Here is a 14,284-nt window from a genome sequence, read left to right on the forward strand (position 1 = left end):
GCATCCTCTCCAGCGAAGACGTGATGCGTCGTCGCGCGACCTTTCTGCAGAAAATTCACGTCGATGGCCCTTTGCTCATCCTGTTGCTGACGCTGGCGGCTGGCAGCCTGTTCGTCCTTTATTCGGCGAGCGGCAAGAGCTGGGATCTGCTGATCAAGCAGGCCACGTCGTTCGGCATCGGCCTGGTTTCCATGTTCGTCATTGCGCAACTTGAACCGCGCTTCATGGCGCGCTGGGTTCCGGTGGCCTATGTGCTGGGCGTTTTGCTGCTGGTGGCGGTCGACGTCATGGGCCACAACGCCATGGGTGCGACGCGCTGGATCAACATTCCTGGGGTGATCCGTTTCCAGCCGTCCGAATTCATGAAGATCATCATGCCGGCGACCATCGCCTGGTACCTGTCCAAACGCACGCTGCCACCCCATCTCAAGCACGTCGCCGTGAGCCTGGGGCTGATCGGCCTGCCGTTCATTCTGATCGTCCGCCAGCCCGATCTTGGGACTTCGCTGCTGATCCTCGCGTCCGGGACCTTCGTGCTGTTCATGGCCGGCCTGCGCTGGCGCTGGATCATCGGCGTGATCGCGGCCGCCGTGCCGGTCGCGGTGGGCATGTGGTTCTTCTTCATGCACGACTATCAGAAGCAGCGGATCCTGACCTTCCTCGATCCGGAAAGCGATCCGCTGGGCACCGGGTGGAACATCATTCAGTCCAAGGCGGCGATCGGCTCGGGCGGCGTGTTCGGCAAAGGCTGGCTGCTGGGCACCCAGTCGCATCTGGATTTTCTTCCGGAAAGCCACACCGACTTCATCATCGCGGTCCTTGGCGAGGAGTTCGGGCTGGTCGGCATCTGCGCGTTGTTGCTGATCTACCTGCTGCTGATCGGCCGCGGGCTGGTCATCACAGCCCAGGCGCAGACGCTTTACGGCAAGTTGCTGGCCGGCAGCCTGACCATGACATTTTTTGTTTATGTTTTCGTCAACATCGGTATGGTCAGCGGGCTGCTTCCGGTGGTGGGAGTGCCGCTGCCCTTCATTAGCTACGGCGGAACTTCGCTCGTGACGCTGCTGTCAGCGTTTGGGGTTTTGATGTCGATCCATACCCATCGCAAGTGGATCGCTCAGGTTTGATTAAGGTGAAGAACTCAATGCAAGTAGTGCGTGGCTGGGCTGCTCGATATGCGCCGCTGGTCGGTCTGATGGGCATCCTCGGTTCAGTGCAGGAGTCGCTTGCCGGTGACTATGAAGGCTCTCCTCAAGTCGCCGAGTTCGTGGGTGAGATGACCCGAGATTACGGTTTCGCCGGCGAACAGTTGATTGAAGTTTTTCGGGATGTCCAGCGCAAGCAGTCCATTCTCGACGCCATTTCAAGGCCTGCCGAGCGGGTTAAGACGTGGAAGGATTATCGGCCGATGTTCTTGACCGACGCACGTATTGCGCGGGGCGTGGATTTCTGGCGGCAGCACGAGGCGGCCCTCGCGCGCGCCGAGCAGGAATACGGCGTGCCGGCGCAAGTCATTGTCGCGATCATCGGGGTTGAGACGTTTTTCGGCCGTAATACCGGCAATTATCGTGTGATCGATGCGTTATCAACGCTGAGTTTCGATTACCCAGCGCGCGCCGAGTTCTTCCGCAAGGAGCTGCGCGAGTTTCTCCTGCTGTCGCGTGAGGAGCAGGTCGATCCGCTGACGCTCAAGGGATCGTACGCAGGGGCGATGGGGCTTCCGCAGTTCATGCCGAGCAGTTTCCGGGCGTACGCGGTCGACTTCGACGGCGACGGCCACATCAACATCTGGAACGATCCGGACGATGCGATCGGCAGCGTCGCCAGTTATTTCAAACGCCATGGCTGGGTGGCGGGTGAGCCTGTCGTCAGTCGTGCCAGTGTCCGTGGCGACCGGGTGGACGAGGGGCTGAGCCCCGGAATCGAACCGGTGAAGACGGTCGGGGAGTTGCGGGGCCTGGGCTGGGCAAGTCATGATGCGCTGCGCGATGATATGCCGGTCACGGCTTTTCGCCTGGAGGGCGACAACGGCCCTGAATACTGGATGGGTTTGAAGAATTTTTACGCAATCACGCGTTACAACCGCAGCGTGATGTACGCAATGGCCGTGCATCAGCTGTCTGAACTGCTTGTTCAAGCTCGGGACGTCAAGTAATGCGGTCATTGCCGATCCAACAACCATTGAAACTGATGGCCTTCGCGGCACTGACATTGCTCGTTGTCAGTTGCTCCACCAGTCGCCCGACGACACAGCAGGGCAATGTCATCCGCGCCCAGCCGGGGCTGGACATCAACAGGGCACATAAAGATGGTGCGCCATGGTGGGATGTCGATGTTTCGCGCATTCCGGACGCCATTCCGACCCTGCACACCGGCCCGTACAAGGCCAACCCGTACACGGTGCTCGGTAAGACCTACTTCCCGCTCAGCGATTCGAAGGCGTATGTCGCTACGGGTACGGCGTCCTGGTACGGGACCAAGTTCCATGGCCAGAACACGGCCAATGGGGAAGTGTATGACCTGTACGGCATGAGCGCGGCGCACAAGACGCTGCCGCTGCCCAGCTATGTGCGCGTCACCAATCTGGACAACAGCCGCAGCGTGATCCTGCGGGTCAATGATCGCGGGCCGTTCTATTCCGATCGCATCATAGACCTGTCCTACGCTGCCGCGAAAAAGCTCGGTTACGCTGAGATCGGTACCGCGCGCGTGAAAGTCGAAGGCATCGACCCAGCCCAATACTGGGCGCAACGCGGCAAGCCCGCGCCTTTGATGCTCGATCAGCCGCAAGTGGCCAGCAGCAACCCGCCACCGCCTCAGCAACAGGCCGCGGCGCCAGTGATCACCGCCTCTGCCGGCACCATCGAACAATGGACGCCACCGCCGCAACAGCACGCCGCGCCGGTTTCGCCAGTACCGATCGATGCAAAAAAAAACGCTTCCGGACAGCCGTCTGGGCTGTTTCTCCAAGTGGGAGCCTTCGCCAACCCGGACGCTGCGGAACTGCTGAGGTCCAAGCTGAGCGGGATGGTTCGGGCGCCGGTGTTCGTGAGTTCGATCGCACGCAATCAACAGACGCTTTATCGCGTGCGGATGGGACCGGTCGACACGCCGGGTGAAGCCCAACAACTGCAAAACAGCGTAAGGTCGGCCAATCTGGGTTCACCGAGCGTCGTAACGTCGGATCAGTGATCGGTCCTCGGCAACGAGGCCCAGTCAACGCTGCCTGACCGACGACTTGCCGCCAGAGCGAGCGTTGTCAGCAGCTTTTCACGGGGCGTTCTGTAGAATGTGAGCCCGTTTGCCGGGGTAGCCCGGCACCACCGCTTTGCCCGCAAGGGCATGTTTGCCCATTAGCATTTTCGAGAGACGGATGAACATCACCACCTTTGCAAAACGCCTTTGCCTGCTTATCCCGCTATTCACCGCGCCTGCCGTGTTCGCGGCAGAACAGATGACGCCATCGCCACCGCAACTGGCTGCCAAGGCTTATGTGCTGATGGATGCCAACAGCGGCAACGTTCTGGTCGAAAACAATGGTGACCAGCGTCTGCCACCGGCAAGCCTGACCAAGCTGATGACGGCTTACATCGCCACGCTGGAAATCCGTCGTGGCCAGATCGGCGAAAACGATCCGGTGACCATCAGCGAGAACGCCTGGCGTACCGGCGGTTCGCGGATGTTCATCAAGGTCGGCAGCCAGGTGACCGTCAGCGACCTGCTGCACGGCATCATCATTCAGTCGGGTAACGACGCCAGCGTCGCGGTCTCCGAGCACATCGCCGGCAGCGAAGACGCGTTCGCCGACCTCATGAACAAGACCGCTGGCGACCTGGGCATGGTCAACAGCCACTTCATGAACCCGACCGGCCTGCCGAACCCTGATCACTACTCCACAGCCCACGACATGGCGCTGCTGGCTCGCGCGATCATCCACGAAGACCCTGCTCACTACGCGATCTACTCGCAGAAGGAGTTCTTCTGGAACGGTATCAAACAGCCGAACCGCAACCTGCTGCTGTGGCGCGACAAAACGGTCGACGGCCTGAAAACCGGTCACACCGAAGAAGCCGGCTACTGCATGGTGTCCTCTGCCGTGCGTGATGGCATGCGCCTGATCGCCGTGGTGTTCGGCACCAACAGCGAACAGGCTCGTGCTGCCGAGACCCAGAAGTTGCTGACCTACGGCTTCCGTTTCTTCGAAACCCAGACCTTCTATCAGAAAGGCACCGAGCTGGCTCAGGCCCCGGTCTGGAAAGGCGCAGAGCATCAGGTCAAAGCCGGTCTGGCCGAAGACCTGACCATGACTATGCCTAAAGGCGAATTGAAAAAGCTCGCCGCCAGCATGACCATGAACCCCAAGCTGGTTGCGCCGATCGCCAAGGGCGATGTCATTGGCCAGGTGGAAGTCAAGCTGGACGACAAAGTGGTGCATAGCGCTAATCTGATCGCTATGGATGCAGTCGAGGAGGGTGGTATCTTCCGCCGCCTGTGGGATAGCATCCGCATGTTCTTCTACGGTCTGTTCAACTGATCACCGATTGATCGATTATTGAACACTCAATGATCGACGCTCCGTACGCCCCTGCCGCGACTGCGGCAGGGGCTGTCCGTTTTCCGGCTTACGAGGCCGTTACTGCCATGACAGATTCCGAAGCAAAAGCGCCAAAAATCGAATTCCCCTGCAACGACTATCCGATCAAGGTGATCGGCGACACCGGTGTGGGTTTCAAAGACAAAGTGATCGAGATCGTCACCAAACACGCGAAGATCAACGATGAGAAGGTGGCCGAGCGCCAGAGCAGCAACGGTAAATACACCACCTTGCAGCTGCATATCGTCGCCACCGGTCAGGATCAGCTTTACGATATCAACAGCGAGCTACGCGCCACCGGCATCGTGCACATGGTGCTCTGATGGACGCGCGTCTGGGCTTTCGCGATCTCGGACTGATCGACTACGAGCCCACCTGGCAGGCCATGCAGCGCTTTACCGACGGCCGTGATCGCAACGCCGCCGACGAAGTGTGGCTGGTTCAGCATCCGCCAGTCTTCACTCAGGGTCAGTCCGGTAAGCCCGAGCATTTGCTGTTGCCGGGCGATATTCCGGTGGTACAGGTCGATCGCGGTGGCCAAGTGACTTATCATGGCCCCGGTCAACTGGTGGCCTACCTGATGCTGGATGTGCGTCGCCTGGGTTTTGGTGTACGTGAACTGGTGACGCGGATCGAGCACAGCCTGATCGATCTGCTGGCCAGTTATGGCGTCACCGCTGCCGCCAAACCTGAAGCGCCGGGGGTTTATGTTCAGGGTGCGAAGATCGCATCGCTGGGCCTCCGGATTCGCAACGGCTGTTCGTTTCACGGCCTTGCGTTGAACGTCGACATGGATCTGGACCCTTTTAAACGGATAAATCCCTGCGGGTATGCGGGCCTGGCGATGACCCAGCTTCGCGAGCACGCAGGACCGATTGAATTTGCCGAGGTTAGTGCCCGGCTGCGTGCGCAGCTCGTCAAACACCTCGACTACGCTGAGCAGACGACCCTAACGGGCGGAATCGATTGATATGACTACTGCGCATGAGACGGCAGACGCCGTGCAAACCCTGATCCCGACAGTGAATGTGGTGACGCCTGAGCGTGCTGCACGGCCGAAAGTTGAAGCGGGCGTGAAGCTGCGTGGCGCGGAAAAAGTGGCGCGCATCCCGGTGAAGATCATCCCGACGGTTGAACTGCCGAAGAAGCCGGACTGGATCCGTGTCCGCATCCCGGTTTCCCCTGAAGTCGACCGCATCAAGGCGTTGCTGCGTAAGCACAAGCTGCACAGCGTGTGCGAAGAAGCGTCTTGCCCGAACCTGGGTGAGTGCTTCTCTGGCGGTACCGCGACGTTCATGATCATGGGTGACATCTGCACCCGTCGTTGCCCGTTCTGCGACGTCGGCCATGGCCGTCCGAAGCCTCTGGATGTCGACGAGCCGAAAAACCTCGCCGTTGCCATCGCCGACCTCAAGCTCAAGTACGTGGTGATCACCTCGGTGGACCGCGACGACCTGCGTGACGGTGGCGCTCAGCACTTTGCCGATTGCATCCGTGAAATCCGCGAGCTGTCGCCGAACGTGCAGCTGGAAACGCTGGTGCCCGATTATCGCGGGCGCATGGACATCGCGCTGGAAATCACCGCTGCCACGCCGCCAGACGTGTTCAACCACAACCTGGAAACCGTGCCGCGTCTCTACAAGGCCGCGCGTCCGGGTTCGGATTATCAGTGGTCGCTGACGCTGCTCAAGCGCTTCAAGGAAATGGTCCCTCACGTGCCAACCAAATCCGGCCTGATGCTGGGCCTGGGTGAGACTGACGAGGAAGTCATCGAAGTGATGCATCGCATGCGCGAGCACAACATCGACATGCTGACCCTGGGCCAGTACTTGCAGCCATCGCGTAACCACTTGCCGGTTCAACGCTTTGTGCACCCGGACACGTTTGCCTGGTTTGCCGAAGAAGGCTACAAGATGGGCTTCAAGAACGTCGCGTCGGGCCCGCTGGTTCGTTCGTCGTATCACGCCGACGAGCAAGCCAAGCTGACCAAGTCGTTGCTCACTGCGGGCTGATCGCCAGCGTTAACGACGTTAAGACAAAGGGGCCGGATAGCAATATCCGGCCCCTTTTTTTATAGAGGTCGCGTGCCTGTAGGAGCGCGCTTGCCCGCGAACAACGATTACGCGGCATGGCAGGCAAACCGCGTTGTATCAATCGCGGGCAAGCGCGCTCCTACAGGGGCTTCACTGCCCGCGTAGCCTATTCAGCAGCTCTTGCGTCGGATAGCCATCCGCTGGCCAGCCGAATGACTGCTGTGCGGTGCGAATCGCCTTACGGGTATTCGCGCCGATGATCCCGTCCGGGGCGCCTGCGTCGTACTGACGGGCTGACAGCAGTGTCTGCAGCTCGATACGCTCAGAGCGACTCAATGGACGGTCGCCACGAGGCCAGTTGCCGGTCACGTACCCACCGCCGCTGAAACGCTCGGACAGCAGGCTCACGCCCAGCGCGTAAGACGACGAGTTGTTGTATTTCAGAATCGCCCGGAAATTGTCCATCACCAGAAACGACGGGCCCTTGTAGCCCGCCGGTAGCAGTAATGCTGCCTGTTGTTGCTGGAAATAAGCAGGCAGCGTCGAACCGTTTGCGAGCTTCAGACCCATCTGCTGCCATTCGGCAATGGTCTTGCGGGTGGACGCGTCGGCCAGAGCGTAGTCGAAGCCTGGATTGAGTTGAACCTCGAACCCCCACGGCTGGCCCTTTTGCCAGCCGGAGCTTTGCAAGTAGTGAGCAGTCGAGGCGAGCGCATCGGTCGGCGAGTTCCAGATGTCGCGACGGCCGTCACCATCAAAATCCACCGCGTGCGTGTTGTAGGTGGTCGGGATGAACTGCGTCTGCCCCATCGCGCCGGCCCAGGAACCCAGCATGCTTGGCGCGTCGATGTCGCCGTGCTGAATGATCTGCAGAGCGGCGATCAACTGATCCTGTGCGAATTGCGGACGGCGACCCTCATACGCCAGCGTTGCCAGCGAACGTATGACCGACTGCGTCCCCTGGAACTGACCGAAGCTGCTCTCCATGCCCCAGACCGCGACCAAGGCCTGACGATCGACGCCGTAGCGTTGCTCGATGGCCGTCAGCGCGTCTGCGTATTGCGCCAGCAGCGCCTGACCCTTGCGTACGCGCACGGCTGACATGGCGCTGTCCAGGTATTCCCACACTGGGCGGGTGAATTCCGGCTGGCTGCGGTCGGCCTTCACAACGCTCATGTCAGGCGTGACGCCGGCAAAAGCGTTGTCGAACACCTCAGGACGAACGCCCGCGCTCAACGCCTGCGCACGAAACATGCTCTGCCATTCGCTGAAACTCATGGCGGGCTGGATTTCGAAATTGTTGTCGTCCGGCTGCGCCACGGCGTTGGAGGCCGCGGGCACATTTTTGGAGACTTGTGGCGCGGAAGCGGATTGAAGCGGGGTAGCCACTGCGGCGGTAGGCTGTTCGGCGCAGGCAACCAGTATGAAGAAGCTAGAGGCAGCGATCAGTTGGCGTACAGGCCAACGACGGGGAAAGCTAAAGGGCATTCTGGGGTCCACAGGTATAAACCGTAAGGTGCAGACCTTAACATGCCGGCCCTGTTGGCGGGGCGTTGCGTAGGTAATGTCGCTCGACGGGTGGGCGATTTTTTTTTTAAGTTTTTGTATCGCGTCCCGCAACGCAGCCGTCGTCTACTGTCATTTCTGACAGTAGACGATTAACAAAAATCAAAACTAAACTTCAATTACGCCGAATGTTTGAGTTTTAACGTCGGCATCATAGGCATCATAGGCATCATAGGCATCATAGGCACCATGGCGGTGTAATCCGGTGCTACCAAACGGAGTGGGGCATGGAGGCTGTGATATGTTTGCTGAAAAAAACGTCAGGTTGTTGTTGGTTATTGTTTTATCCGGATGCAGTTCACCTGATATAACGACTTCCAATTCTGCAGATTCCGGAACTACGCTTGCGAGTGTGCAAAAAGCAACCATCAAATCCGGTTCGTCGGTAGCTCTGGCTTTAAGTACACGTTATGCCGATACACGCGAAAACTGCGGTAAGGAATCGATGCCCGCCTTCTTATGCTCAGGCGTAATCCTAAGAGGTACGGAAGCATCCACCCAATACGACTCATGGAACCCAAGCCCTACTGCCGTCCGGGTGGGCGGAGTTTCATTCTCCTATATCAGATCAGATTACAATATCAGGCGGCTGGCTTTCGATTATTCGCATGGTTATATTTTAATGCCTGTTCTGGATACTCCTGGCACTAAATACCAAATGGAGATTCTGTGTTTTTTTCCTGTCGATGGTGCGTCTGATAATCGCTCAGAATCTGGTTGCGGACCTACTGCTACCTATCCAGTAGACAGCGTACCCTGTGGTAGACAGGGGATTACCACAGGCGAACAATGGCGCGACCACTTTTACCGACATCCGACCGTTTATCAGTGGCGTTGTGGGTTTGATGTTCGTGACGATATAGACGCTGTCGCGGGACGTAATTTCTACCAGGGACTTCATGGTGGGCGTCTGGTATCCCCGAATTCGTTCAATACACCTAACGACTTAAAGGTAAAAGTCTGGCCACAAAATATTCCGGGCGAGCTTCCTATTGAAGCATTTATGTACACACTTCCTGCTGGGCTGGCGGGCGCGCAGTACGATCAGAAGCGTTTTTATTCCTTGACGAATATTGCTCTGCCCATCATTTCGGTAAAACTTCCAGCCGCCCAGACTGGGTCAGCAACCTTTACTTACATGCCGACCGACCAAGTTATCTTGATTCCATGACATGTGACACACGACTCTTGCGTTTTTAAGCGGCCATAACGGATGAAGCCTCCCAGTTTTTCGACTGGAAGGCTTCGCGGCGGTAGCTGCCTTTGCCTTTGGCGGGTTGCTCCTGACGGCTGCGAAACAGTGGCTGGGCGATGATGGATTTGGCCTTGTTCGGCCGTTTCTTTGGCTTGCTCATGGCGGATGCTCTCTTGGTGAGGGATGAAACGGGGCAGATCTTGCGTCAGGTCGAGGCCGGGGTCTAATTGATCTGTGCTATCGCCAGGACGCACTCTTTTGCAGGAGCGCGCGTGCCCGCGATTGCAATCGTTCGGATAGCCCGGTGCCTGGCACCCCGATATGGCGGGCAAGCGCGCCTGGAAGGCTGGTCGACAGGCTTATTCCGACGGCAACGCCAATCGCTGCCCGGCCATCAGCAGCGCAAGTCGGCTCAAGCTGCTCCACACGGAGCCTTCGGCCTGACCTTTGATCTGCGCATCGATGTGCTGGGCGTCCATCAACAGCTGCCCCCAGCGACGGGCCGAGTGCCGCATCAGGGCTTTGCTCATCAACGGTTTGCGCTTGTCCCAGATGGGCGGGCGGGCCTGGCTGAACGCCTTATCCAGTGGCACGCCCTGGCTGTATTGCAGCGCCAGGTTCGCCAGCACGCGCAATTCGCGCGACAACGCCCAGAGAATGACCGGCGGCTCGACGCCCTCGCCGCGCAGGCCTTCGAGCATGCGCAGGGCATGAGAGGCTTCGCCGTTGAGAATCGCATCAGTCAGACCGAAGACATCGAAGCGGGCGCTGTCAGCCACGGCCGCCTGAACGGTCTCCACCGTGATCTGGCCCTGCTCGGCCATCAGCTTGAGCTTTTCGATTTCCTGCGCGGCAGCAAGTAAGTTGCCTTCAACCCGCGCGGCGATCAGTTCGACCGCATCCGGGCTTGCAGCGAGGCCGGATTGCGAAAGGCGCTGACGAATCCACTGCGGCAACTGGCTGGCATCGACCGGCCAGATCTGCACGAACTGAGTTTGCTGGCCTTCAACCAGCGCCTTGCCCCATTTGGTTTTCTGCGCGGCGCCGTCCAGCTTGGGCAGGCTGATCAGCAGCAGCGTGTCTTCTGCCGGGCGGTTGCAGTATTCGAGCAAGGCCGCAGCGCCTTTGTCACCGGGCTTGCCCGACGGCAGGCGCAGTTCCAGCAGGCGCCGCTCAGCGAACAGCGACATGCTCGCGCCCGCCTGCAGCAGCGTGCCCCAGTCGAAGCTCGAATCGGCGCTGAACACCTGACGCTCGTCGAACCCTTGCTGACGGGCCGCCGCGCGAATGGCATCGCACGCTTCCTGGCATTGCAGCGGGTCATCGCCGCTGACAATGTAGACAGGCGACAATGCGCCCTGAAGGTGTTTGGAGAGTTGGGCGGGGGCGAGTTTCATGGGTCAGAAAAGATCAGGGCCGGCGAACCGGCCCCAATGCCATCACTTGGTCGGGAATTCGATGGGAGACTGCTGTGGCGTCTCGTCGCGAACCCGCTGAGCCGCGGCTTCGGCGTCGGCTTCGGCGCGAGCGGCAGCGTCGGCCTTGGCCTGCATTTCATCCAGGCCTTCTGGTGTCAGCAATTGCAGACGAGCCAGCATGAGCTGAATCAGATCGCTGCGCATTTCCTGGCGGACCTGATCAGCTTCCTGGTCGGAGCCCACCAGGTTGTTGCCGTCGTGCACGTAGACCTTCTGCACCTGCACGTTGTCGCTGAGCAGGACGACGTCCTTGGTGCCACGAATTTCATACTTCAACACGTCGGTCAGCTGGTATTCGGCGGAACGGCCGGCACCGGTGTAGCTGGCGCTGCGCGAGCTTTCTTCTTCGCGCGCCAGGAACAGCTTGTATTGCGCGCCGGTGTAGACGTGTACGCCGCTGCTGGTCAGGGTCTGGCGCAATTGAGTGACGAGGTCGCCGTAGGCATCACGCGCGCTGACGTCCAGTTCCTTGATCGACAAGGCGTTGGTGCCGGTCCCACGCAGCTGGAAACCGCAGGCGCTCAGCAATACCGCGAGGCCCATTACCAGCAGATTGCGTTTGATCATCTTGTTGCTCCCCTTGAATCCGTTTGAGCCCGAAATCGCGGGCTCTGGAAGTGTGTTCAGCGCCTGTCACCGCCAGGCGCCCGATCCAGTCAGCTGGCGACGATGTTCACCAGCTTGCCAGGCACCACGATTACTTTGCGGATGGTCAGGCCGTCGATGAAGCGCAGGACATTTTCGTTGGTCCGTGCGGCGGCTTCGACGTCCTCGCGGCTGGCGCTGGCGGGCATTTCGATCTGCCCACGCAACTTGCCGTTGACCTGCACCACCAGTTGCAGCGTGTCCTGCACCAGCGCCGACTCATCGACGACCGGCCAGCCGGCGTCGATGATCGGATCGGCATGGCCGAGCGCCGTCCACAGTTCGTGGCTGATGTGTGGCGTGATAGGGGCCAGCAGCAGCGCTACGGTCTCCAGACCTTCCTGCAGCAGCGCGCGGTCCTGGGTAGAGGCCTGCGGTGCCTTTTCCAGCACGTTCATCAGGGTCATCACTTGCGCGATGGCGGTGTTGAATTTGTGATGCTGCCCCACGTCCTGACCGGCCTGTTTGATGGCCAGATGGATGGCGCGGCGGATGCCTTTCTGGTCATCGCCCAAGGCGGCCTTGTCGAGGGCGCCCGGCAATCCGGCGGTCACATGGGCCTGAGCCAGACGCCACACGCGCTTGAGGAAGCGGTGCGAACCTTCCACGCCCGAGTCGGACCATTCCAGGCTCATGTCCGGTGGCGAAGCGAACATCATGAACAGGCGGCAAGTATCGGCGCCGTATTGATCGATCATCGACTGCGGATCAACGCCATTGTTTTTCGACTTGGCCATCTTCTCGATGCCACCGATTTCGACCGGCTGGCCGTCGGCAATCAGCCTGGCGCCGATGATCTTGGCTTTGGCGTCGCGTTCGAATTCGACGTCGGCCGGGTTGAACCAGGTCTTGCTGCCATTGGCTTCCAGACGATAGAACGTCTCGGCGACCACCATGCCCTGAGTCAGCAGGTTCTTGAACGGCTCGTTGGACGTGACCAGGCCTTCGTCGCGCATCAGCTTGTGGAAGAATCGCGCGTACAGCAGGTGAAGAATCGCGTGTTCGATACCGCCGATGTACTGATCGACCGGCAGCCAGTGGTTGGCGGCTTTCGGATCGACCATGCCACCCTCGTAATGAGGCGAGGCGTAACGGGCGAAATACCAGGACGACTCGACGAAGGTGTCCATCGTGTCGGTTTCACGCTTGGCCGGCGCGCCGCATTTCGGGCAGCTGCATTCGTAGAATTCAGGCATGCGCGCCAGAGGCGAACCCGCGCCATCGGGCACGACGTCTTCCGGCAGTTTGACCGGCAGCTGATCTTCCGGAACCGGAACATCGCCGCACGCGTCGCAGTGAATGATCGGGATCGGGCAGCCCCAGTAGCGCTGGCGGCTGATGCCCCAGTCACGCAGGCGGAACTGGGTGCGCGATTTGCCGAGCGCCTTCTTGATCAGGGCAGCTTCGATCGCATCGAACGCCCCGGCGAAATCCAGGCCGTCGAACTCACCCGAGTTGATCAACTGGCCGTGTTCGCCGTACGCGTCCTGCCAAGGGGCAGGCGTCTGATCGCCAGCGCTGGTGCGCACCACCGGTTTGACCGGCAGGTTGTACTTGGTGGCGAATTCGAAATCGCGCTCGTCGTGAGCCGGGACCGCCATTACCGCACCGTCGCCGTAATGCATCAGCACGTAGTTGGCGACCCAGACCGGCAGTTTTTCGCCAGTCAGCGGGTGCTCGACGAACAGCGAGGTCGGCAGGCCTTTCTTTTCCTGAGTGGCGACGTCGGCTTCGGCGACGCTGCCGCTCTTGCATTCGTGAATGAACGCCTGCAGCTCAGGATCGTTCTGCGCAGCCAGTGTCGCCAGCGGGTGCTCGGCGGCAACGGCGACATAAGTCGCGCCCATCAGTGTGTCCGGACGGGTCGTGAACACTTTCAGCGCACCGGCTTCGCCGATTGACGTTTGGTCGTACGGGAACTGCACTTCCATGCCGCGGGATTTGCCGATCCAGTTGCGCTGCATGGTCTTGACCTGTTCTGGCCAGCCCGGCAGCTCGTCGAGACTCTCCAGCAGCTCATCCGCGTACGCGGTGATCTTGAAGTAGTACATCGGGATTTCGCGTTTTTCGATCACCGCGCCTGAACGCCAGCCTCGGCCGTCGATGACCTGCTCGTTGGCCAGAACGGTCTGGTCGACCGGGTCCCAGTTAACGGTGCCGTTCTTGCGGTAGATCACGCCTTTCTCGAACAGGCGAGTGAACAGCCACTGTTCCCAGCGATAGTAATCAGGCTTGCAGGTGGTGACTTCGCGCGACCAGTCGATCGCCAGACCCAGGCTCTTGAGCTGGTTCTTCATGTAGGCGATATTTTCGTAGGTCCATTTGGCCGGGGCGACGTTGTTTTTCATCGCCGCGTTTTCTGCGGGCATCCCGAAAGCGTCCCAGCCCATTGGCTGCAGTACGTTTTTGCCCTGCATGCGCTGGTAGCGGGCAATCACGTCGCCGATGGTGTAGTTGCGCACGTGACCCATGTGTAGCTTGCCGCTAGGGTAAGGAAACATCGACAGGCAGTAGTAGGTGTCCTTGCCTGGCTGTTCACTGACTTCAAAAGACTTTTGCTCTTCCCAGAAGGTCTGGGCGGCGGCTTCGATTTCACGGGGCTGATAGAGTTCGTGCATGGCTACTTTTGACTAGAGATTGGTGACCCTTGACCTCTTCTCGGCGTTCCCGGATCGGTTGGGCATCGCGTGCCGGACTGTGCCGAGGGCATTGCGATGCGTTCGTGCCCGGGTGGGCGGAAGTGGAATTACAGGAAGCGCCGTAGCATACATGA

13 protein-coding genes are annotated in these 14,284 nt (G+C 59.7%); 8 read left to right on the plus strand and 5 right to left on the minus strand.

Going from position 1 to position 14,284, the window contains the following annotated elements:
• Positions 1–23 precede the first annotated feature (23 nt).
• The 7 genes from rodA to lipA all read left to right on the plus strand — a co-directional run bounded on the left by rodA (position 24) and on the right by lipA (position 6,606).
• A complete protein-coding gene (rodA, locus tag AAGQ88_RS02995) occupies positions 24–1,127 on the plus strand; it encodes a rod shape-determining protein RodA (RefSeq protein ID WP_177182227.1) in 1,104 nt (367 codons plus the stop codon).
• 17 nt (positions 1,128–1,144) lie between these two features.
• On the plus strand, positions 1,145–2,155 hold the full coding sequence (gene mltB / locus AAGQ88_RS03000) for a lytic murein transglycosylase B (RefSeq protein WP_342655728.1): 1,011 nt from the start codon (positions 1,145–1,147) through the stop codon (positions 2,153–2,155).
• Positions 2,155–3,192, plus strand: coding sequence for a septal ring lytic transglycosylase RlpA family protein (locus AAGQ88_RS03005; RefSeq protein ID WP_285424293.1), 1,038 nt, complete (start codon positions 2,155–2,157; stop codon positions 3,190–3,192). Before mltB ends, AAGQ88_RS03005 begins: the two co-directional genes overlap by 1 nt.
• Positions 3,193–3,373: 181 nt before the next feature.
• Complete coding sequence (locus AAGQ88_RS03010) at positions 3,374–4,534, plus strand: D-alanyl-D-alanine carboxypeptidase family protein (protein WP_093469089.1); 1,161 nt, start codon at positions 3,374–3,376, stop codon at positions 4,532–4,534.
• 107 nt (positions 4,535–4,641) lie between these two features.
• On the plus strand, positions 4,642–4,917 hold the full coding sequence (locus AAGQ88_RS03015) for a DUF493 domain-containing protein (protein WP_285424291.1): 276 nt from the start codon (positions 4,642–4,644) through the stop codon (positions 4,915–4,917).
• Positions 4,917–5,564 carry a lipoyl(octanoyl) transferase LipB gene (gene lipB / locus AAGQ88_RS03020; RefSeq protein WP_285424290.1) on the plus strand — a complete coding sequence of 216 codons (648 nt, stop codon included), beginning with the start codon at positions 4,917–4,919 and terminating at the stop codon, positions 5,562–5,564. The genes AAGQ88_RS03015 and lipB overlap by 1 nt, the downstream gene beginning before the upstream one ends.
• A gap of 1 nt (position 5,565) precedes the next feature.
• A complete protein-coding gene (gene lipA / locus AAGQ88_RS03025; RefSeq protein ID WP_285424289.1) occupies positions 5,566–6,606 on the plus strand; it encodes a lipoyl synthase in 1,041 nt (346 codons plus the stop codon).
• Positions 6,607–6,777: 171 nt separating this feature from the next.
• On the opposite strand, the gene AAGQ88_RS03030 is transcribed toward lipA, so the two are convergent.
• Positions 6,778–8,115: a lytic murein transglycosylase gene (locus AAGQ88_RS03030; RefSeq protein WP_342654400.1), complete on the minus strand. Its 1,338-nt coding sequence runs from the start codon at positions 8,113–8,115 to the stop codon at positions 6,778–6,780.
• A gap of 319 nt (positions 8,116–8,434) precedes the next feature.
• Here AAGQ88_RS03030 and AAGQ88_RS03035 point away from each other — a divergent pair, with 319 nt between their 5' ends.
• The gene (locus AAGQ88_RS03035) at positions 8,435–9,364 is read left to right on the plus strand and encodes a halovibrin HvnA (RefSeq protein ID WP_342654401.1); all 930 of its coding nucleotides are present in this window, start codon (positions 8,435–8,437) and stop codon (positions 9,362–9,364) included.
• A gap of 25 nt (positions 9,365–9,389) precedes the next feature.
• On the opposite strand, the gene arfA is transcribed toward AAGQ88_RS03035, so the two are convergent.
• The 4 genes from arfA to leuS all read right to left on the minus strand — a co-directional run bounded on the left by arfA (position 9,390) and on the right by leuS (position 14,129).
• Entirely contained in the window at positions 9,390–9,548 is a 159-nt protein-coding gene (arfA, locus tag AAGQ88_RS03040) for an alternative ribosome rescue factor ArfA (protein ID WP_062384898.1), read from the minus strand.
• A 199-nt stretch (positions 9,549–9,747) separates the two neighbouring features.
• Positions 9,748–10,785 (minus strand): DNA polymerase III subunit delta, encoded by a 1,038-nt coding sequence (holA, locus tag AAGQ88_RS03045; protein ID WP_285424286.1) that lies wholly within the window; start codon positions 10,783–10,785, stop codon positions 9,748–9,750.
• A 42-nt stretch (positions 10,786–10,827) separates the two neighbouring features.
• On the minus strand, positions 10,828–11,433 hold the full coding sequence (gene lptE / locus AAGQ88_RS03050) for an LPS assembly lipoprotein LptE (protein ID WP_342654402.1): 606 nt from the start codon (positions 11,431–11,433) through the stop codon (positions 10,828–10,830).
• Positions 11,434–11,522: 89 nt separating this feature from the next.
• Positions 11,523–14,129: a leucine--tRNA ligase gene (gene leuS, locus AAGQ88_RS03055; RefSeq protein ID WP_342654403.1), complete on the minus strand. Its 2,607-nt coding sequence runs from the start codon at positions 14,127–14,129 to the stop codon at positions 11,523–11,525.
• Positions 14,130–14,284 lie beyond the last annotated feature (155 nt).

Origin of the sequence: Pseudomonas sp. F3-2, from assembly GCF_038804275.1 — a bacterium.
In the GTDB taxonomy this organism is placed as follows: Bacteria; Pseudomonadota; Gammaproteobacteria; order Pseudomonadales; family Pseudomonadaceae; genus Aquipseudomonas.